This is a genomic window from Chryseobacterium sp. UYP7 (assembly GCF_056279225.1).
On the sequence record NZ_JBWBQW010000007.1, the window covers coordinates 187,268 to 208,558 of the forward strand.

Below are 21,291 nucleotides of genomic sequence, written 5' to 3' on the forward strand. Positions count from 1 at the left end.
CAATCGATTGATTTTTATTTAATATTTCTGCAAAAAAATTTTGGCAGTTAATTTAATATCGTAATATTGCAATATCAAAATCTTATTTCTACTGAAATACTTTTCAAAATAAATTATGGGAATTACTAAAACAGAACATTTTACTCAGGAACAAAATGAAATTGCGATTCTATTTAAGGCTTTGGCGCACCCTGCCCGAATTGCAATCGTAGAATATTTATTATCTGTGGATACTTGTATCTGCAATGATATTGTTGCGGAATTACCTTTGGCGCAGGCAACGGTTTCTCAGCATTTAAAAGAGTTAAAGAGCGCTGGAATAATTCAGGGAAGCATTGAGGGAAAAGCCATCTGTTACTGCATTAATCCGGAAACCTTTAATAAACTAGAGCATTTTATTTCGCAGATCTTTCATAAAATAGAAAAACAAAACAACTGTTGCTAAACGATCAACTAAAAAAATTTTAGAAAATGGAAACGAACGAACAAATCAAAGAAATGGTAAAGCAAAAATATTCGGAAATTGCTTTACAGGATAAAGAAACAAATGCCTCTTCCTGCTGTGGAACAGGAGGTTGCAGTACGGAAATTTATAATATTATGTCCGAAGAATATGACGATCTGAAGGGTTATGCAAAAGATGCGGATCTGGGTTTAGGCTGTGGATTGCCCACGAACTTTGCCAAAATAAAAAAAGGAGATACCGTAGTGGATTTAGGCAGTGGCGCCGGAAACGACTGCTTCATCGCCCGTGCAAAAACGGGTGAAGATGGTCGCGTGATCGGAATTGATTTTACGGAAGCTATGATCGAAAAAGCTAGGAAAAATGCCATTCAGTTAAACTATCAAAATGTAGAATTTCGACAAGGTGACATTGAAAACATTCCGATGACTGCTAATTTTGCAGATGTTGTTGTGAGCAACTGCGTGATGAATTTGGTTCCGGACAAACCGAAAGCTTTCGCAGAAGTTTATCGGATCTTAAAACCTACCGGTCATTTTTCTATTTCAGATATTGTAATCACTGGAGATTTGCCGCAGAAAATTAAAAATGCCGCAGAAATGTACGCAGGTTGTGTTGCAAGTGCCATTCAAAAAGAAGATTATCTGAATATTATTAAAGAATCCGGCTTTAAAAATTTAACGCTTCAAAAAGAAAAAGCCATTATCATTCCAGATGACATCTTAAAAAATTATTTAAACGAAGAGGAAATTCAGCGCTACAAAAATTCAGAAACTAAAATTTACAGCATTACTGTTTATACAGAAAAAAGTGAGCAATGCTGCGAATCGAATTCGGGTTGTTGTTAAAATCAAAAAAAACAGTGTAGTAAATTTCTTAAGAAGTTGTCTCATAACTAAATCAAGCGGCTTTTTTAATATGTCTCACGGGCTTCTGTACGAACATAAGTTACGAATATCAGATTTTCAGAGGGTCAACTGATGTATTGAGAAACTTTAAAATTAGCTCAAAAGGTTATGATCTACTGCAAATTTCACTAACATAGAGGAATTCCGTACGTCGAGTTTTAACATGATGTTTCTGCGGTGTGATTCTACGGTGTGTGTACTTATAAAAAGTTTTTCGGCGATCTCTTTCGTGCGCCAACCTTCGCAAATTAAATACAGAACTTCTTTTTCCCTATCTGTTAATTCTTCGATCCCTAATTTTTTAATCGGCTTCTCATCAACATTACAAATGAAATTGAAAAGCGAATTTTTCGTGTCTTCATTAATGTACACTTTATCATCGATCACATCCTGCAACGCAGAAAGAAATTCTTTACTATCCGTATTTTTGGTAAGAAAACTCTTAACGCCTTTGTCGAAGAATTTTTTAATTAATCTAACGTCCGTTTTCGGGGAAAGAACTACGATCTTTAAAGCGGGATATTGCGTTAGTAGAATTTCTATCTGTTCTAAGACATCATTAACGTTGAGTTCCGAAATATTCATTATTAAAATTTCTGAATTTTCCGAAACCAATGTTTCCAGATCTTCGAAATCTACGGTTCCTTTGAAATCGTAATTTTTTGTTAAGTGACTTTGATCGAGAAAACAACGAACGCATTCTAAATAAAGGAATTGATTCTCGTAGAGGATAAGTTCTTTTTTCATAAAAAGTGTTTTAGGTTTTTACGAATTTAATAACTTTAAGACAGAAAATCACCGTCCTTTTCACCCTATTTTGAAAAAAAATCTGAATTATTTATCGAAATAGATGATTTTACAAATAATTTTTTAATCGATTAGTCGTAAAACAGAGGTTTAATTTAGGAAAACTTCGTATTTCTGCATTTCGTGAATTATCTCTAAAAGATTGCCATTAATATCAACATGTGCTTTCATCGAGATCAATTCCATCGTAGATTGATCGTCGGGATTTTTTACATAAAAATTAAGTTTATGTTCGCCGTCGGTATTGATGAAATTTGTTTTGAAAAATTCTACATCTTCTCTTCGCAAATCATTGATATCAACAACGACTGTCATTTTTTTAGCGAATTTTTCGAAAGCATCTTTCAGATCGATGACTTCAGAAACATTCACGAAAACTCTTCCATCATTAGACTGAGAAAATTTAACTTTAAAAATAACAAAACGCTGAACATCAATTTTATCCCGAAGTTTCATATAATCCCGGTCACCAAGCCGAAAACCATAACTTCCGCTGTAATCTTCCAAAGTTAAAAAGGCGATCTTCTCTCCGCTGTTTTTACCATCTTTCACGGTATATTCGGTAACTAAGCCGGAAACCATATATTCTGGTGCATTATTTTTTAAAGCCTGCTTTTCCTTCCAGCTTAATTTATCGTTGTTAAATAAATCGGGTTGCTGATTGGCAAATACTGTGTTTTTAAAGTTTTCGATTTCATCTAAATTCAGGAAATTAAAGTTCCCTCTTGGCTCCACCAATTTAGTGGGTTCTTCAAGTAAAGCATCTTCTTCTCCATCTTCGGCCGGAAGATCGATTAAATCTTCATCACTATCCAAAATATCATCGGCAACATCGAGCGGCACAATAATTTTTTCGAGTTCTACTTCTTCTTCCTTTTTTCCTTCCAGGATTTCTTTTTTAGTCAAAGCACCTTGTATAAACTGAAATTGAAATTTATATTCATCCAGCGGATGCGCTGAAAGGTAAAAGCCAATAATTTCTTTTTCCTTGTTGAGTTTGTGCATATTCTGCCATTCGGGAGCAGGATTAATTTTGGGCTGTTCAATTTTTACCTCATCTGCAAAATCTGCAAACAGGGAATTTTCTATTTCATTAATGTTGTCCTGAAAACTTTGTCCGTAACGTAAAAGTCTTTCTATATTGGTTTTCCCGGTAGTATCAATATCAAAATACTGCGCCCGGTGATAACGGTCGACCTCATCGAAAGCGCCGGCAACGACCAAACTTTCCGCAACTCTCTTATTCATTTGGGAAGACGGAATTTTCTCAAAAAAATCGTATATATTTTTATACCGTTCCTCTTTTCTGGCGGCAACAATTGCTTCACTCGGACCTTCGCCAATTCCTTTGATAGCACCTAAACCGAAACGGATCTGACCTTTTTCATTCACGGCAAAAGCATACTGAGATTCATTCACATCAGGTCCCAAAACATCTACCCCAATCGCTTGGCAATCCTCCATAAACAGAGTGATCTGCTTCGTGTTATTAATGTTATTGGACATGACACTCGCCATATACTCTGCCGCATAATTGGCTTTTAAGTAGGCGGTTTGATAAGCAATTAAGGCATAACAGGTGGAGTGCGATTTGTTGAAAGCGTACTCTGCAAAAGCTTCCCAATCTTTCCAGATTTTATTGAGTTTGGTTTCATCAAGTTCATTGAGTTTTCCGCCTTCCAGAAATTTTGGATACATTTTATCCAGTGTTGGCCGGTCTTTTTTACCCATCGCTTTACGTAACGTATCCGCTTCCCCTTTCGTGAAATTGGCGAGTTTCTGGGAAAGCAACATTACCTGTTCCTGATAAACGGTGATCCCGTAAGTTTCTTCTAAGTATTCCTTGGTTTCTTCTAAATCGTAAGTCGTTTCTTCAGAACCATTTTTTCGGTTGATAAAAGTCGGAATGTATTTAATTGGTCCCGGTCGATACAAAGCATTCATGGCGATTAGATCCCCAAACTTGGTTGGTTTCAGTTCGCGCATGTATTTCTGCATTCCGGGACTTTCATATTGAAAAATCCCAACCGTTCTACCTTCTTTAAAAAGTTGATAGGTTTTCAAATCATCTAGTGGAATTAAATCAGGATCAATTTCGATCCCATGTTTTTCTTTGATGAGTTTAATGGCGTGTTTAATGATGGTTAAAGTCCGTAAACCAAGAAAATCCATTTTCAATAAACCAGCGCTTTCTGCCACGGAATTATCGAACTGAGAAACCAAAATATCTGCATCTTTAGACGCGATTGTGATCGGAACAAGGTTTGAAATATCTTCCGGCGTGATGATCACTCCACATGCGTGAATTCCCGTATTCCGAATGCAGCCTTCCATCTTTTGCGCTGCAGAAAGAACGTCGTAGCGTTCATCTTTTGGATTCGCCAGAATATCTTTCATTTCCTGCGCCAGCGCTTTATCTTCCGGCGCCAGTTTATCAAATTTAGCAAAGGCTTTCGCGATATTCATTCCCGGTGTTGAAGGAATTAATTTTGCAATATTATTGGTTTCAAAAATCGGAACATCTAAAACCCTTCCGGCATCTTTTATAGCAGATTTTCCACCTAAAACGGAGTACGTGATAATCTGAGCAACATTGCTTTTTCCATATTTTTCAACCACCCATTTAATGATCTTATCGCGGCCTTCATCGTCAAAATCAATATCGATATCGGGCATTGAAACCCTTTCTGGATTTAAGAAACGCTCAAAAAGCAGATCATATGCGATCGGATCAACATTTGTAATTCCGGTGCAGTAAGCAACGGCAGAACCGGCTGCGGAACCACGACCCGGACCAACCCAAACTCCCATTTTACGGGCCTCTTCACAAAAATCCTGAACAATTAAAAAGTAACCTGGATAACCGGTATTTGCGATTACTCCCAGTTCAAAATCGAGCCGTTCTCTTATCTCATCTGTAATTTCGGTATATTTTTTTGCAGCACCTTCGTACGTTAAATATCTCAGATACGAATTCTCTCCTCTTTTGCCGCCATCAATTTTATCTTCCTCACTCAGGAATTCATCTGGAATTCCAAACTCCGGAAGCAGAACGTCGCGCTTTAAAGTATAAGGTTCAAACTTCGCCAGAAATTCGGTGTAAGATTCAAAAGCATCCGGAAACTGACGGAAACTTTGCTTCAGTTCCTCTTCATTTTTAATATAGAAATCGTGCGTTGGCAAACCTCTTCTTTTCCCAAAACCTTTTCCTACCGGTGACGACAATTTCTCTCCGTCTTTGATACAGTACAAGATATCCTGAATATGAGCATCGGCTTTCTCAGTATAAAAAGTTTCGTTTTGCGCCAAAATTTTTGTTTCATATTTCTCTGCAAATTCCAGCAAAACATCATTTAAATGTTCCTCTTCTTCCACTGCATGATTCTGAATCTGCACATAAAAATCTTCTTTAAAAGTATCATTCCACCATTTGAAAACTTCTTCGCCTTTCTGTTCCCCGAATTCTAAAATAGTGCTTGGAATATCGCCTAAAGTTCCGGCGGTTAAAGCAATCAGGTCTTCTTTATATTCGGTGATCATTTGTTTTGAGATCCGTGGAACTCCAAAATAAAATCCGTTCACGTACCCGATACTCGATAATTTGGTGAGGTTTTTATACCCCTTCATATTTTTCGCCAGCAGAACTACATTCGTTCTGCGATCGGGATCATCTTTTGTAAACTGTTTCTTTTCCGGCCGGTCAGAGATATAAAATTCGCAACCAATAATTGGAATTAAAGGCTTGCTTCGAGGTTCAGTTTCGTTGAATGAAATTCCTGCTTCTTGCGCTTTTTGTTTTTGATCTAAATATTCCTGATGTTTCTTTTTGATGTTTCCATTTGTTTTCTCCACTTCAGAAACAAATTTAAAAGCACCCATCATATTTCCCAGATCAACGATTCCGACCGCAGAAAAATTATTTTCTAAAGCTCTATTGATCAATTCCTGAATGTTGGATGAAGCTTGAAGCGAGGAATAAATACTGTGATTATGAAAATTGAAATAATCTCCGATCTCAATATCATCAGTATCTCCGAAATCAACTTTCTTTTTCTTTTTGGAACCGGCAACCTGTCTTCTGATGATAATTCCGAAGGGTTGAATCGGAGTAGAATGATCATTGATAAACTGCTGAAGTTCAACTTCTGAAATTTTAAGTTTTTCCGCCGGAATAATTCCGATCCGCATCATTTCGAAAAAAACCTGTGCGGTTGCATTTACATCGGCGGCTGCATTGTGCGCTTCATCAAATTTTTTATCGTAGAGTTTTTCGTAAAGTTCTGTCAGTTTTGGAGATTTAAATCTGCCATTTCTGCCACCACCGAGCTGACAATAATTTGTCCCCAGTTCCATGGTATCGGCGGAAGGAATTTTTTCTAAAGTATTTTCAATTTGTTTTCGGAACAGTTCAGCACCAACAATTTTATAATCGAAATCGATATTGTGACCGGCAACGACCTGCGCTTTCTTTAAAACTTCCTGAAATTCCACTAAAATTTCCTGCAGATCCTTTCCTTCAGCATTTGCCATCTTGGTTGAAATTCCGTGAATTCTGCTGGCATTGTAAGGAATATCGTAACCTTCGGGTTTTATGATGTAATCCTGATTTTCGAGCAGCGTTCCATCTTGAGCATGAAGTTGCCAAGCAATCTGTACCATTCTAGGCCAATTGTCTGAATCAGAGAGCGGTGCGTTATAATTTTTGGGTAAACCTGTGGTTTCAGTATCGAAGATTAAATACATTAAAAGGAAGAATTTTTGTAAAATTAGGCTAAAATTTCTTTAAAAAAAAGTGGGAATTTAGGAAAACTTTTAAAGAATTTTTCTTTTAGGGGATTAAATTACCATCAAATTCAATTTACATTATTTTTGGAAAAGACCTATAAAAAAACCTGTAAACTTTTATTCACAGGCTAAATCTCGTGGAAATATTCTTTCTGTTATAAATTTTCCATTAAAAGTATTCGACTTTAAATTTGTTTATTCTTTGATGAATTTTTGAGTACTCGTTTTACCATCTTCAAAATTGATCATCATCACATACGTTCCTGTGGGAAATTTAGAAACATTAATTGAATTTGAATTTCCTTCTGTAATTTTTCTTCCCTCCCTATTAAACACTGTTATTTTCGAAATTTTTTCTGAAGTTTTGATGTTGATATTTTCTTTTGCAGGGTTTGGATAAACAGAAAAGCTGTTCAAACCGATATCATTTGTACCAAGTTTGATTTGATCGGTATAAACCGGACCAACCCATTCGCTCGAAATATCATTCGTACATTTTGATCTTACGTACATTTCATAGAAAAAGTTCACCACAAGATTATCGCGTTGCGCTTCGGGAATAACTGTATTTTGCTGATAAACATCGTAGGATTCAGCATAAGCATTTTTTCTGCCGGATAAAGATTCCCAGTTTGTAGAAGCTCCAGTCTCCGTCCAGTTGACTTTAAAAGAAGTACCGATCTGTTCTTTTACCTTCAAATTTAAAGGAGCCGAACAAACGACCTGTCCATTTCCACTGTTTTGAATGTACATCGAAATCGGAAAATATCCTTCTCCGTTTGCAAAGACTGCTGTCGGAACCGTAATTTTAATGCTGTGATTTCCTGCCGTAAGATTTCCTAAAGATATTTGTCTGTTCGGGATCGCGTCTCCCGGACACCAATTGCTGAAAGATAGCCAGTTTCTCAAGGTTTTTGGTACGGTGCCGTAAATTCCATTTCCCTGCGTATTGACAATTCGAAAATCTTCGCAAGTTTTTCCACCTGGTTTGTACTGAAAAACCAACTGATCATCTAAGTAAACAAAATGTTCCCGTCTAATATATTCCTCGCCGCCAGCATTAGCGCCGTGATTAGACATTGTGAGGAATAACTTCGCATTATCAACATTTTGAGCCAACGTAAAATTCACGATTCTGGTTGTCGTTCCGGGAACATCGGTTGCATTGTAATTATTTAAATTCTCCCGGTATTTTAAAGGCAATAGAAAACTTTCAGATGTTGACGCATTTCCTGTAGTGACGAAACTTAAATTTCCGCGGAAAACATCCGTGCGACCTGCGCAACCTGCAACCTGTGTTTGCGCTGCTGCCGAATATCCGTCTGCACGAAATTCAATCCAAAAATCATACGTCGCCGCCAAGGTTGGACTATTGACGATCTGAGATAAATTATCTAATTGAAAACTGTAGGGAACCGACGTTGGTGATTTATTCTTATTCAAAAATGGGGTAATAATTCTTCCCAATTCAATTCTTTTTACGTCTGCCTGATCCCAACTGTATGTTGAACTACCTTTCGGGACCATTGCCAGACTTACGCCTGCAAACCGGTCGTAGTTATCACAGGCTGCAATAATATCAATATTCATTTTTACAGAGGAACCAAACATTGCAATTTCTTCTGCAGAAAGTTTTCTCGAAATAACGTCTCTTTCATAGGCATGCATGCGGATCGCTCCAGCGGGAATTTCAGTAAAAGCCTCTGGTGGAAGAACTTCTCCAGGTCCCAAATAATTGTACATGCTGTAAAAAGGCACATTGCTAAAAACAGCGATATTTTGGGCTGAAAAGCAATTTCCTATGAAAACGGCGAATAATGTAATCAATAGATTTTTTTTCATTTTATTAATTTTATTAAGTAAATTTAAATAAAAAATTGCTTTTTCTAACAAATATGTTCAGTATTTATAAACATTTTTAAATTTCTGAGGTTGGTTTGAAAAGTGTTTTAAATTAAATAGTTGTAATCATTTCAATTAAATTATTGACTAAGAAGGTTTGTTCTAAAAATCTTAAAGCATCAGTTTCCCACTACTTTTAAATTTTTATCTTTGTTGACTATGGAAATTGATACAAAACAAAAGGTTTCGAAAGATATTTTGCTCAAAGCATTTCAACACATGATGGTTGCCAAAGCAACTGCAGATGTTTACGAAGAAAACCGAAATATTTGCAAATACGTCCACTCTACTTCCCGCGGTCACGAAGCGATTCAACTCTCCACCGCCTATCAAATGACGAAAGAAGACTGGGTTTCTCCTTATTATCGGGACGAAAGTATGTTGCTCGGAATGGGCTTCGAACCTTATCAATTAATGCTTCAACTGCTGGCGAAGGCAGAAGATCCTTTTTCTGGCGGACGTTCCTACTATTCACATCCATCGAGTCGCGCTGAAAATTTACCCAAAATAATTCACCAAAGTTCCGCAACCGGAATGCAAGCGATTCCGACGACAGGAGTTGCGCAGGGAATTCAATATATTCAGGAATTCAATTTGCAGGAATTTGATAATAATCCAGTCGTAGTTTGTAGTTTTGGAGATAATTCCATCACGGAAGGTGAAGTTTCAGAAGCTTTTCAGTTTGCCGCCCTTCATCAGTTGCCCATTATATTTTTGGTTCAGGATAATGAATGGGGAATTTCTGTGACGAAAGAAGAAGCCAGAACTTCAGATGCTTATGATTTTGCAGCAGGTTTTGTTGGTCTTAATAGAATGAAAGTGGACGGAACGGATTTCGAAGCGAGTTTCTTAGCCATGAAAAAAGCTGTTGATTTTGTTCGTGAAGAACGAAAACCAATGTTGGTTTGTGCAAGTACGGTTTTGATCGGACACCACACTTCCGGCGTTCGAAGAGAATTTTATCGGGATGAAGAAGATCTGGAAAAACACAGAGCCAAAGATCCAGGAGTTATTTTAAGAAAAAGATTAATAGAAGAAGGCACCGACGAAGAACTTCTAAAACAAATAGAAAAAAAAGCAAGATTAGAAGTTGAACAGGCTTTTCAAAAAGCTATCGCTGCAGAAGATCCAAAACCTGAATCTGTTGAAGATCACGTTTTCGCTCAAACTCCAATTACAGCTGAAGTGGGACAAAGAGAAGGAGAAAATCCTGAAAAAATTGTGATGGTTGACGCAGCCATTCACGCCATTCAGGAAATCATGTGGAAACATCCGGAAGCTTTGTTGTACGGACAAGATGTTGGAGAAAGAATCGGGGGGGTTTTTAGAGAAACGGTGACTTTAGGAAAAAAATTCGGAAACAAAAGAGTTTTCAATACGCCAATTCAGGAAGCTTACATTATTGGTTCGACAGTCGGAATGAGCGCAGTTGGTTTAAAACCAATTGTTGAAGTTCAATTCGCCGATTATATTTATCCCGGAATTAACCAGTTGATCACGGAGGTTTCCAAATCTAACTATCTAAGCAACGGAAAATTTCCGGTCAGCAATATCATTAGAGTTCCCATCGGAGCCTATGGCGGCGGTGGACCTTATCACAGCGGAAGTGTCGAAAGTATTCTGTGTAATATTAAAGGAATAAAAATCGCATATCCGAGCAATGCAGCAGATTTTAAAGGTTTGCTGAAAGCTGCTTATTATGATCCCAATCCGGTAATCATGCTGGAGCACAAAGGTTTGTACTGGAGTAAAGTTCCCGGAACAGAAGATGCTAAAACCATCGAACCTGCAGAAGATTATATTTTACCTTTTGGAAAAGGAAATATTGTTTTAGAAGCCGATCAATCCGAAACCGAAAAAGGCAGAACAATGCTCATCGTTACTTACGGAATGGGAATTTACTGGGCAAAAGAAGCTGCGAAAAATTTCTCTGGAAGAGTTGAAATCATCGATTTGAGAACCTTAATTCCTCTGGATGAAAAATTGGTTTTCGAACGCGCAAAACTTCATGGGAAATGTCTGGTTTTAACTGAAGAGCAAATTAATAATTCTTTTGCAGAAGCTTTTGCACAAAGAATTTCTAAAAATTGTTTCCGATATTTAGATTTACCAGTTGAAGCGATGGGTTCACTTAATTTGCCTGCAGTTCCAATTAATTTGGTTTTGGAAAAAGAAATGCTTCCAAACGCTGAAAAACTATCTAAGAAAATAGATGAAATGTTAACTCAATAACAGTAAAAATATCATCGTGGAAAATAAACAATTATTGGTAATCCTGGGAGCTGGACCGGGAGTTAGCGCAGGAATCGCCAGAAAATTTGGAGGAAATGGATTTAAAGTAATTCTTCTGGCGCGTAAACAGCATTCTCTGGATTTGCAGTTGGCAGATCTTCAGAAATTAAATATTGAATCTTACGGTATTATCGCAGATTCTTCCGAACCGAAATCTGTTATTGCAGCATTTGATCAAATTCAAAAAAATTACGGCACTCCAGATGTTTTAGTTTACAATGCAGGTGCTAATTCAATTAATGAACCTTCCGTTTTAAGTCAAAATGAATTACTGAATGATTTTACGGTGAATGTTGTCGGAGCTTTAATCAGCGCCCAACAGGTAATTCCAAAAATGAAGGAACGGAAAAGCGGCACCATTATATTCACGGGTGGAATGTTGGCTTTAAATCCTGTTGCATCACGGGCTTCAGCTTCTATAAGTAAAGCAGGATTGCGAAATCTTACTTTTACGTTAGGTGATGAACTTTCACCTTTTGGCATTCATGTTGCAACCGTTACAATTGGTGGTGTCGTAAAAGCAGGAACTTTTTTTGATCCTGATCTAATCGCAAAAGCTTACTGGGAAATCTTTACCGGAAAAAATCAAAAGGAAATTTTATACAGAGAAGTCTAAAAACCCAGGATTTTCGACATTATTATTACTCGTCTAAAATCTTAAACAATATACCTTTCCACTTTGAAATTTTATTAGAGATCCGTTTTTAATCGTTTCTATTAATGATTTTATCCCCACCAAAAAGCCGCTGCAATAATAATATACAATCCAATCAGTGCCACGCCTTCCAACCAAATACTTTCGCCATCAAAAACAATAAAAGCACTTGTGAGAACAGCAAGTGCCAAAGCTGCCAACAAAAGCGGACTTAAAACAAAGGATAAAACCGCGCCTCCCAAAAAGAAAGATAAAATAATCAGCAAAGGATAAATCACCAAAGCGATCTGCAACGATGAATTCATAATCACACTTACTGCATAATCTGCTTTATTTTTCAAAGCAAGTTGAATCCCAACCAGATTTTCTATCGCATTTCCTGCAATCGCGACCACGATCAAACCAGCAAAAACGTCATTAATTCCCAAAGAGTCCATGGCAGGCTTTAACGCTTCCACAAACCAATCTGACACAAACGCAGCTCCAACTCCAGATGCAGCCAGAATCACTAAAGTTACCGGCAAACTCCACGTCGCTTCTTCCGCATCGCCATTTTTATCAGGTGTAATCGACTTGTCGCCTTTAATAGAAAAAGTTAGATAAGCTCCAAAAGTGATTAGTAAAACTACGGCAACGATAATATCCAAAGTGTTCAAATGACTTTCTGCCGGAGTATGCAAATAAAAAGTCAAGGTCGGAACCGCCATTGCCGCAACCGCCAAGATCATCAAAACCGCATTCATTTTCGGCGGTTCAGAGTGGAAATATTGTCTCCCGTGTTTTAATCCGCCAAACAAAATGGCCATCCCGAAAACCAAAACAGAGTTTCCTAATATCGAACCCACTAAAGCGGCTTTTACCACCGTATCCAAACCTGCACGTAACGCAAAAATGCAGACAAACAATTCCGGTAAATTCCCCAGTGCCGATTGTAAAACACCTGTTGCGGCCGGTCCCATTCTGCTTCCCAATTGTTCTGTGGCTTTCCCGACGATCATCGCGACCAAGACCAAAGCAACTGCGGCAAGTGCGAATAACAGGACAGAATTTAAGCCTGCGTGTGTGGCAAACCCAGTGAATCCTGCGACAATAACTGCGGCTCCGAGAAGTAAATAATCCTTTTTCTGCATAATTCCATTTTTTTCGGAAATAAATATATTGATTTTTTTTTATTTTTTGGGCGCACATTTCCGGCTCTGCACTACAATCTTTTTTTGCCATCGCTTTTCCCTTTCAAAAAAAAGGATTTCCATTGCGATCCGGGGCGCAGTTATTTCACCATTAATAGAGTGTTTTCTCAATCTGTGAGAAGAAATTGGAGGTGATCTTAAAGGAAAAAATTATCAAATCAATGCAGGAAAATTTCAAATAAAAAATAATGAATTTGAAAGGTTTTAGTATTTTTGTAAAAACCTCTACTCCCAATGTCCCAAGATATTCTGCAAAAAATTCAGGAATTACGCGCCGAACTTCATCAGCACAATTATAATTATTACAGTTTAGATGAACCTGCGATCTCCGATTATGATTTCGACCTCAAACTAAAAGAACTTCAGGATCTGGAGTTAAAGCATCCTGAATTTTACGACACCAACTCCCCTACTTTGCGTGTTGGTGGCGAAGTGACGAAAAATTTTCCGACTGTTCAACATCAGTTCAGAATGTATTCGCTGGATAATTCTTATGATTTTGCTGATCTGGAAGATTGGGAAAAACGCGTTCAAAAAACAGTAAATGAACCCGTGGAATTTGTCGCTGAATTAAAATATGATGGTGCTTCGATTTCAATTTTGTACGAAAACGGAATAATGAAAGAAGCCGTAACGCGTGGCGACGGATTTCGTGGCGACGAAATTACTGCGAATGTGAAAACCATTTCCGACATTCCTATGCAGCTTTACGGTGATTTTCCGGAGCGTTTTTTTATGCGCGGCGAAATTCATTTAACCAGAAAAAATTTCGATAAAATAAATGAGCGCCGGGAAGAAGAAGGTCTCGATCTCTTCATGAATCCCAGAAACACCGCGTCGGGAAGTTTAAAGATGCAGGATTCTGCAGAAGTTCGAAAACGCAAACTTTCCGCGGTTCTTTATCAGTTCATTTCGACCGAAATGCCCGCAAAAACACATTGGGAACTGCTTCAAAAAAGCAAATCCTGGGGTTTCCGAATTTCAGAACAGGCGAAACTTTGTCAATCTTTAGAAGAGGTAAAAGAATTCATCACTTTTTGGGAGACCGAAAGACATCAACTTCCCTTCGATATTGATGGAATTGTTTTAAAAGTAAATTCCTTGCAACAGCAGTCCCAATTAGGATATACTGCCAAATCTCCAAGATGGGCAATGTCTTATAAATTTAAAGCTGAGAAAGTAGAGACCGAATTATTGTCAGTCACTTACCAAGTCGGAAGAACAGGCGCGATTACACCGGTCGCCAATTTAAAACCTGTTTTACTGGCCGGAACAACCGTTAAACGTGCAACCTTACATAATGAAGATCAAATTAAAAAACTCGGTTTACACGAACACGATTTTGTTTATGTAGAAAAGGGCGGCGAAATTATCCCCAAAATAATGGGCGTCAATTTAGACAAAAGAAAGAGTGAAAGCGTAGAAATTGAATATATCAAAAATTGTCCGGAATGTGGAACGCCACTGGTGAAAATTGAAGATCAGGCGATTCATTTTTGTCCGAATGATATGCATTGTCCACCACAAGTTGTGGGTAGAATGATTCATTACGTTTCCCGAAAAGCGCTAGATATTGAAGGTTTGGGAGCAGAAACCATCGAGCAGTTATATCGTGAAAAACTGGTTGAAAATTCGGCTGATTTTTATGTTTTGACCAAAGAACAACTGCTACCGTTGGAAAGAATGGCAGAAAAATCTGCCCAGAATATTTTAGATGGCGTTGAGAAATCAAAACAAATTCCCTTTGAAAAAGTTTTGTTTGGAATTGGAATAAAACATGTTGGAGAAACTGTAGCAAAGAAACTCGCCAAAAATTTCGATTCAATTGAAACTTTGCAAAATGCAACTGCAGAAGAACTTATTCAGGTGGAAGATATTGGCGGAAAGATTGCCGAAAGTATTGTTGAATTCTTTCAGAATCCCGAGAATTTACTGATGATCGAAAGATTGAAATCTTACGGTGTTCAACTGGAAAGAGGAGAAAATACGAATGAAACTTTAAGTGATATTCTGCAGGATAAAACATTTCTCTTCACTGGGAAACTTTCCCTTTTCACTCGGGAAGCGGCAGAAGAAATGGTAGAAAAACACGGTGGGAAAAATATTTCGGCAGTATCCAAAAACCTGAATTATCTTGTTGTTGGGGAAAAAGCCGGAAGCAAGCTCAAAAAAGCGCAGGACATTGGAACGATCATCATTCTTGATGAGCAGGAATTTTTAACCTTAATTTCCGCAGATTAAATTTCTATCTGGATTCAAAAGTATTTGATTATCATATTGATAAGAATTTAATGTCTGTGATAAGAAAACCTCATTCCTTACATACATTAAGTATTTTTGATTAAAAAACCTTCTATTAATGAATCCGTACTATATGTGATTTTAATTAGCAATAAATACACTATTTAAGACGTATTAATTAATTTTCAAAAATATTTGTAAGATTTAATTTTTATATCACAATTTTATTTACATTTGATCAAATTATTAAATAAATATTGTCATATGAAAAAACATATATTTTCTGCAGGATTAATAATGCTGCTCATTGCGGGTCAGGTTTCGGCACAAGAATTTGTGAGTCAACGAAATGTCGACAATAATGGCAGAGTTGATTTGATCACCTTCAACAGCGGTTTAAGCGCCAGGTCAACAAACATTAATGATATTCTGAAACAAAGTTTAAATCTGGATTCCAGATCAACGCTTCAAAGTATCAAAACCGACTTAGATCCATCAACTTCTTTTGTGGATGAAAAATTTCAATTGTTTTACGACGGAATTAAAGTGCAGTACGTGGTTTATACTTTACATTCCCAAAATGGAAAATTAGAAAGTTTATCCGGAACTATTTTTCCAATTAGCGATGTAACGACGAAACCTGCTTTAAGTGCAACCACTGCCCTAAATTCTGCAATAAAACATACCAACGCGCAGAAATACATGTGGGAAGACGCAGAATATGTGAAAGAAAATTCTTACGAAAAACCAAAAGGTGAATTAGTTTTGATCCCGATCGAACAAAACGACAGTTCCTTCAAGTTAATACTAGCCTACAAATTTGATATTTATGCAGTACAACCTTTAAGCAGAGAATATGTTTACGTTGATGCATTGGATGGGAAAATTTTGCTGACAGATGCGATCATCAAGCATGCTACTAATTTCTACGGAGAAAAATCCGCCCCACATAAAGAAGGTCCTTCCGAAAAAACAGAAGCGCTTAATGTTAAGCTGGCTTTGGTTTCTGGAACCGCCGCAACACGATACAGCGGATCACAAACAATTTCTACCACCTTAGTTGGAAGCAGTTATACACTTCGCGATTCTTCCCGTGGAAATGGAGTTTTCACCTACAACCTGAAAAAAGGAACTGCACTAAGAAGTACAGACTTTATTGACAATGATAACAACTGGACGGCTGCGGAATTCAACAACTCCACGTTTGATAATGCTGCTTTAGATGCCCATTGGGGAGTTTCAAATACTTATGATTACTTCAAAAATACCTTCAATAGAAATAGCTACAACAACGCAGGAGCAGTTTTAAAAAGCTACGTTCATTACAGTTCTGCTTATGAAAACGCTTACTGGTCCGGATCAGAAATGGTTTACGGCGACGGCGCCTCTACTTTTTCCCCTTTAACAGCTTTGGATGTCACGGCGCATGAATTGGGTCACGCAGTTTGCGAATATTCTGCAAATTTGGTTTATGCCAGAGAATCTGGAGCGATAAATGAAGGACTTTCTGACATTTGGGGCGCGGTAGTAGAAAACGCTTATGCTCCAACAAAACAGAACTTTTTGATCGGTGAAGATATTACCAAAGCTTCCCCGTATTATTTAAGATCAATGAGCAACCCGAATTCAGGATTAAGCGCTCAACCGGATACTTATTTAGGAACGTACTGGAAAGCTGCAACAAGCAGTTGCTCTCCAAGTCAAGCCAATGATCAGTGCGGGGTTCACTCTAACAGTGGTGTTTTAAATCATTTCTTCTACATTTTAACGCAAGGAAAATCCGGAACAAATGATATAGGAAACGCGTTTTCAGTTACGGGAATAGGTTTTGCAAAATCTGCAAAAATTATCTATCGCTTAGAAACTTCTTATTTGACTTCAAATTCCACGTACAATAATGTCTTAACTTATGCAATACAGTCGGCTAAAGATTTATACGGTGTTGGTTCTGCAGAAGCAATTGCGACACAAAACGCCTTATATGCGGTAGGTTTAGGAACCGCTTATTCCGGTGGATCAACCGGAGATACAACGGCTCCTTCTACTCCGTTGAATCTTGCAGCAAGCGGAACAACTTCTGTCGCGACGACTTTAAGCTGGACTGCTTCTACCGATAACGTGGCAGTAACCGGATACGACGTTTACAGCGGCGCTACTTTGTTAGGAAATACTGCAAGTACTTCAGCTTCCATTACAGGATTAACAGCTTCCACTACCTATAGTTTCTCCGTAAAAGCAAAAGATGCGGCTGGAAATGCTTCCGCTTCAAGCAATGTATTATCTGTAACAACAGGTTCGACCACAACTCCACCGGTTTCTTACTGTGCGTCTAAAGGAAATTCTACTTCTGATGAGAAAATCAGCAAAGTAGTCTTCGGAACAATTAGCAATAGTTCTACAGGAACTGCAGGTTACGAAAACTTCACAACACTTTCAACGAACGTGAACAAAGGAAGTTCTTATACCATTACCATCACGCCAAAATGGACGTCAACTTCTTATAATGAAGGTTACGCTGTCTTTATCGATTACAACCAAGATGGTGATTTCTCTGATGCGGGCGAAACAGTTTATACCAAAACTGCATCTAAAACAAATCCGGTTTCAGGATCGATCACGATTCCGGCAGGTGCACTTACCGGGAATACGAGAATGAGAGTTTCTATGAAATACAACGGAATCCCAACTTCTTGTGAAACCTTCTCTTATGGTCAGGTTGAAGATTATACGTTGAACATTAAAGCTGCAGGAACAGTATCTTCACTGGCTGCTGTTAATTCAGAAGCGATCAATGTTTATCCAAATCCGATGAAAGATGTTTTGAATATCAATGCTAAAGGAGATTATAACTATCAATTAATTTCTACAGATGGAAAAATTGTTAAAGATGGTAATCAATCTGAAGGCGCGGTCAACGTTCAAAATTTACCAACGGGAATGTATATCATGAAGATTACGCAAGACGGAAAAACTTCCAGTCATAAAGTGATCAAAAAATAAAATTCATTTATTTTAATTAACGACTTCGGTCAAAGTCGGGAGCATTATTACTCCCGACTTTTTTGTGATGTAAAAGGTCATAACCTAGGTCGACTAACTAATAATAAGGTTTTGAAAGTCAATTATTTGTCTGAAAATGAACAACGCATTTGATCTTATTTAAAAAAACCTTAATTTTAAAACAAATTATTTAAACGCATCAATAACTTAGATCCCCAATGAAAATAAATCTTACCAATAAATCATCGAAAGAAATAACCCAGAAATTCTCCTTTTACACCGAAGAAAGCTGGAAGACAGAAAAACAAAATTTCAGTAAAAATCTGGAGCCACTTTTTTCCGGAAAGAAAAACGAAACTTTTATTTTACTGGAAGATAATTCTATCCACTACTTAATCGGATTAGGAACAAACCCGGAAAATTTTAAAATTCAGGCAATTGCTTCAAAATTATCTTATGATTTCAGAAAACAAATTCAGCCAAATGAAACGCTATTATTAGCCGGCGATCTTAATAACGAGCAAATAGAAAGCCTGGTAAAAGGTTTATTTCTAGGAACTTATACTTATCCATTTAAAGCAGAACACCCTTTTTTCTCTTCTGAATTTAATTTGATATTGGAGTCAGATTCAGCGGATAATTTAAAAGAATTAGAAATCAGAACTTTAGCGATTTGCGAAGGACAATTTGCGTGTATGGAATGGCTGAACAAACCACAAAACTTTAAACGAGTTCCACATATCTCTGGATTTTTAAATGAAATCTCAGACAAATATAATTTTAAACAAACTGTTTTCGACCGCAAAAAATCAAAAGAATTAGGACTTGGAGCATTTCTCTCTGTAAATCAGGGAAGTTCTCAGGAAGCTGCTTTTACCATTTTAGAATATCAGTCGAATATTGAAAATGCAAAAACCGTCGGTTTGGTTGGAAAATGCGTGCTTTTTGACACGGGAGGCATTTCCATTAAAGGTTCTGAAAACTTGCACTACATGAAATCTGACATGGGTGGCGCAACCGCCGTGATCGGAACTTTAATTGCCGCGGCGGAAATGAAAATTCCTGTCAATATTATTGCAATTTTACCCATCACCGATAATGCTATTTCGAATACGGCTTATATTCCAAGTGACGTAATTACAGCTTATAACGGCAAAACGATTGAAGTACTAAATACCGATGCAGAAGGACGAATGACGCTTGCAGACGGACTTTCTTATCTCTCAAAAAATTACAAAACCGACGCATTGATCGATCTGGCAACGTTGACTGGAAGTTCCGTGCGAATGTTTGGTTATACCTGCGGCGCCTACTTTTCTAACAACGACAATTTAAAGAGATCATTAGAAAAATCCGGAGACAAAATGAACCAAAGGTTGTGGAATCTTCCACTTTGGGATATCTGGAAAGACGATTTTGTTTCAGATGTTGCCGATTTCAAAAATATTTCTTCAAAACCTTTTGGTGATTGTATCGTTGCTGGTAAATTTTTGGAGCAGTTTATTGAAGGTCATGAAAACTGGGCTCACCTCGATATTGCGGGTGTTGCTTTTGGAAATGTGCCTTATATGAAAGAAAAAGGCGCAACTGGTTACGGAGTTGAGCTACTGCTCGATTTTTTGAAAAATTACTAAGTAAAAATTAGCATAATCAAAAATTTCTCTGTATAATTGATAGTGGATTTTCAAATCTTGAACGTTTATTAAAAATTGATGTTGATTATTTAATAAAAAAAAGTTTATTTTTCTGAAAATTCAGTAATTACTAAAATTCGTTATATGAAGGAGAAAACGATTGTCTGCATTTCCTGTTATTACAAGGGTTATGATTTCATGGAGGAAATGAAAAATCTGGGCAATAAAATCATCCTCATCACCTCCGAAAATATTAAAGACAAAAACTGGCCTTGGCACGCGATCGACGAGGTTTATTATATGACGGAGATCGAACCATCTGTCTGGAATTTGGATCATCTTGTTGAGGGATTTTCCTATTTAGCCAAAACGAACAAAATCGACGCAGTCATCGCCTTAGATGATTACGATGTAGAAAAAGCGGCGTTAGTGCGGGAAGTTTTTCGAATTGCTGGAATGGGACAAACGACGCACCGGTATTTTCGGGATAAATTGGCCATGCGGCAAATGGCAAAAGATTCCGGCATCGACTCACCGGAGTTTTCTTCTATTTTCAATGATGAAACCGTAAATGAATTTACAGATCAACATCCTGCACCCTGGGTTTTGAAACCTCGGTCAGAAGCTTCAGCAACAGGAATTATCAAAATAAAATCAAAAGAAGAAATTTGGCCAGCTATTGAAAATTTAGGCGACAAACGCCATTATTATCTTTTGGAAAGTTTTAAACCGGGCGATGTTTTCCATGTGGATAGTTTGGTCTATAAAAAAGAAATTATTTTTACGTCCGCTTCTCAATATTTATCTCCACCAATGACGGTTTCACATGATGGTGGCGTTTTTCGGACCAAGACTTTAGGTCGATATTCTGAGGAATTTAAAGCCTTAGATGCCGCTAATTCTAAAGTTTTAAAAAGTTTTGGATTGCACCATGGCGCTACACACACCGAATTTATTCGGGGAAAAGAAGATGGCAAATGGTATTTTCTGGAAACTTCTTCCCGCGTTGGCGGCGCCCATATTCCAGATATGGTGGAAGCTTCGAGCGGTATTAATCTCTGGCGCGAATGGGCTAAAATTGAGAACGCCGTTTTAAAAGGCTTAGATTATCAGCTGGCTAAATCAACCGGATTTTCTGCTGGATTAATTATCGCTTTATCAAAAGAAAAAACGACAGATCAAAAGGAATTTCAGTGCGATGAGGTGGTGAAATTTTTGCCGCTCGATTATCACGTTGGGATTGTTTATAAGTCTGACAAGAAAGAAAAAATTGAGCAACTGCTTGATGAGGCCTGTGAAAAAATTACAAAAAATCATTTGAATATTTTGCCTCCAAAATCAAAACCGACTTCCTGATCAGAAGGAAATTGAAGGCTGTTTAAGAAAATTATTTCAATAAAAAATTAAGAGAAAG

The 21,291-nt window shown here is 37.5% G+C and carries 12 protein-coding genes; 8 read left to right on the forward strand and 4 right to left on the reverse strand.

Annotated elements, in window-relative coordinates; all coding sequences use genetic code 11:
- The first annotated feature begins 115 nt into the window (after nucleotides 1-115).
- Nucleotides 116-445 carry an ArsR/SmtB family transcription factor gene (locus ACZ9HT_RS14320; RefSeq protein WP_476041177.1) on the forward strand — a complete coding sequence of 110 codons (330 nt, stop codon included), beginning with the start codon at nucleotides 116-118 and terminating at the stop codon, nucleotides 443-445.
- Nucleotides 446-471: 26 nt separating this feature from the next.
- On the forward strand, nucleotides 472-1,311 hold the full coding sequence (locus ACZ9HT_RS14325) for an arsenite methyltransferase (protein ID WP_476041178.1): 840 nt from the start codon (nucleotides 472-474) through the stop codon (nucleotides 1,309-1,311).
- A gap of 153 nt (nucleotides 1,312-1,464) precedes the next feature.
- Here the strand turns inward: ACZ9HT_RS14325 and ACZ9HT_RS14330 are convergent, their stop codons facing one another.
- From ACZ9HT_RS14330 to ACZ9HT_RS14340, 3 genes are all read right to left on the reverse strand, one after another.
- On the reverse strand, nucleotides 1,465-2,118 hold the full coding sequence (locus ACZ9HT_RS14330) for a response regulator transcription factor (protein WP_476041179.1): 654 nt from the start codon (nucleotides 2,116-2,118) through the stop codon (nucleotides 1,465-1,467).
- Nucleotides 2,119-2,268: 150 nt separating this feature from the next.
- A complete protein-coding gene (dnaE, locus tag ACZ9HT_RS14335) occupies nucleotides 2,269-6,921 on the reverse strand; it encodes a DNA polymerase III subunit alpha (protein WP_476041180.1) in 4,653 nt (1,550 codons plus the stop codon).
- A gap of 237 nt (nucleotides 6,922-7,158) precedes the next feature.
- Nucleotides 7,159-8,805 carry a peptide-N-glycosidase F-related protein gene (locus tag ACZ9HT_RS14340; RefSeq protein ID WP_476041181.1) on the reverse strand — a complete coding sequence of 549 codons (1,647 nt, stop codon included), beginning with the start codon at nucleotides 8,803-8,805 and terminating at the stop codon, nucleotides 7,159-7,161.
- A gap of 219 nt (nucleotides 8,806-9,024) precedes the next feature.
- Between ACZ9HT_RS14340 and ACZ9HT_RS14345 the strand changes: the two genes are divergently transcribed.
- Together ACZ9HT_RS14345 and ACZ9HT_RS14350 are read left to right on the forward strand one after the other, a co-directional pair.
- Nucleotides 9,025-11,097: an alpha-ketoacid dehydrogenase subunit alpha/beta gene (locus ACZ9HT_RS14345; RefSeq protein ID WP_476041182.1), complete on the forward strand. Its 2,073-nt coding sequence runs from the start codon at nucleotides 9,025-9,027 to the stop codon at nucleotides 11,095-11,097.
- 16 nt (nucleotides 11,098-11,113) lie between these two features.
- The gene (locus ACZ9HT_RS14350; RefSeq protein WP_476041183.1) at nucleotides 11,114-11,773 is read left to right on the forward strand and encodes an SDR family NAD(P)-dependent oxidoreductase; all 660 of its coding nucleotides are present in this window, start codon (nucleotides 11,114-11,116) and stop codon (nucleotides 11,771-11,773) included.
- Between the two features lie 110 nt (nucleotides 11,774-11,883).
- On the opposite strand, the gene cax is transcribed toward ACZ9HT_RS14350, so the two are convergent.
- Nucleotides 11,884-12,942 carry a calcium/proton exchanger gene (cax, locus tag ACZ9HT_RS14355; protein ID WP_476041184.1) on the reverse strand — a complete coding sequence of 353 codons (1,059 nt, stop codon included), beginning with the start codon at nucleotides 12,940-12,942 and terminating at the stop codon, nucleotides 11,884-11,886.
- A 294-nt stretch (nucleotides 12,943-13,236) separates the two neighbouring features.
- On the opposite strand from cax, the gene ligA reads away from it, so the two are divergent.
- The 4 genes from ligA (at nucleotide 13,237) to ACZ9HT_RS14375 (ending at nucleotide 21,233) form a co-directional block, all read left to right on the forward strand.
- Nucleotides 13,237-15,243, forward strand: coding sequence for an NAD-dependent DNA ligase LigA (gene ligA / locus ACZ9HT_RS14360; RefSeq protein ID WP_476041185.1), 2,007 nt, complete (start codon nucleotides 13,237-13,239; stop codon nucleotides 15,241-15,243).
- A 264-nt stretch (nucleotides 15,244-15,507) separates the two neighbouring features.
- Nucleotides 15,508-18,243 carry a M4 family metallopeptidase gene (locus tag ACZ9HT_RS14365; RefSeq protein WP_476041186.1) on the forward strand — a complete coding sequence of 912 codons (2,736 nt, stop codon included), beginning with the start codon at nucleotides 15,508-15,510 and terminating at the stop codon, nucleotides 18,241-18,243.
- Between the two features lie 218 nt (nucleotides 18,244-18,461).
- The gene (locus ACZ9HT_RS14370; RefSeq protein ID WP_476041187.1) at nucleotides 18,462-19,877 is read left to right on the forward strand and encodes a leucyl aminopeptidase family protein; all 1,416 of its coding nucleotides are present in this window, start codon (nucleotides 18,462-18,464) and stop codon (nucleotides 19,875-19,877) included.
- A 144-nt stretch (nucleotides 19,878-20,021) separates the two neighbouring features.
- Entirely contained in the window at nucleotides 20,022-21,233 is a 1,212-nt protein-coding gene (locus ACZ9HT_RS14375; RefSeq protein WP_476041188.1) for an ATP-grasp domain-containing protein, read from the forward strand.
- Nucleotides 21,234-21,291: the final 58 nt, after the last annotated feature.

What these genes read in the sequence shown, in the direction of transcription:
- cax (WP_476041184.1), bottom strand. Translation starts at nt 12,942, where the DNA reads ATGCAGAAAAAGGATTATTTACTTCTCGGAGCCGCAGTTATTGTCGCA.
- ACZ9HT_RS14365 (WP_476041186.1), top strand. Translation starts at nt 15,508, where the DNA reads ATGAAAAAACATATATTTTCTGCAGGATTAATAATGCTGCTCATTGCG.
- ACZ9HT_RS14375 (WP_476041188.1), top strand. Translation starts at nt 20,022, where the DNA reads ATGAAGGAGAAAACGATTGTCTGCATTTCCTGTTATTACAAGGGTTAT.
- ACZ9HT_RS14340 (WP_476041181.1), bottom strand. Translation starts at nt 8,805, where the DNA reads ATGAAAAAAAATCTATTGATTACATTATTCGCCGTTTTCATAGGAAAT.
- ligA (WP_476041185.1), top strand. Translation starts at nt 13,237, where the DNA reads ATGTCCCAAGATATTCTGCAAAAAATTCAGGAATTACGCGCCGAACTT.
- ACZ9HT_RS14325 (WP_476041178.1), top strand. Translation starts at nt 472, where the DNA reads ATGGAAACGAACGAACAAATCAAAGAAATGGTAAAGCAAAAATATTCG.
- dnaE (WP_476041180.1), bottom strand. Translation starts at nt 6,921, where the DNA reads ATGTATTTAATCTTCGATACTGAAACCACAGGTTTACCCAAAAATTAT.
- ACZ9HT_RS14345 (WP_476041182.1), top strand. Translation starts at nt 9,025, where the DNA reads ATGGAAATTGATACAAAACAAAAGGTTTCGAAAGATATTTTGCTCAAA.
- ACZ9HT_RS14370 (WP_476041187.1), top strand. Translation starts at nt 18,462, where the DNA reads ATGAAAATAAATCTTACCAATAAATCATCGAAAGAAATAACCCAGAAA.
- ACZ9HT_RS14320 (WP_476041177.1), top strand. Translation starts at nt 116, where the DNA reads ATGGGAATTACTAAAACAGAACATTTTACTCAGGAACAAAATGAAATT.
- ACZ9HT_RS14330 (WP_476041179.1), bottom strand. Translation starts at nt 2,118, where the DNA reads ATGAAAAAAGAACTTATCCTCTACGAGAATCAATTCCTTTATTTAGAA.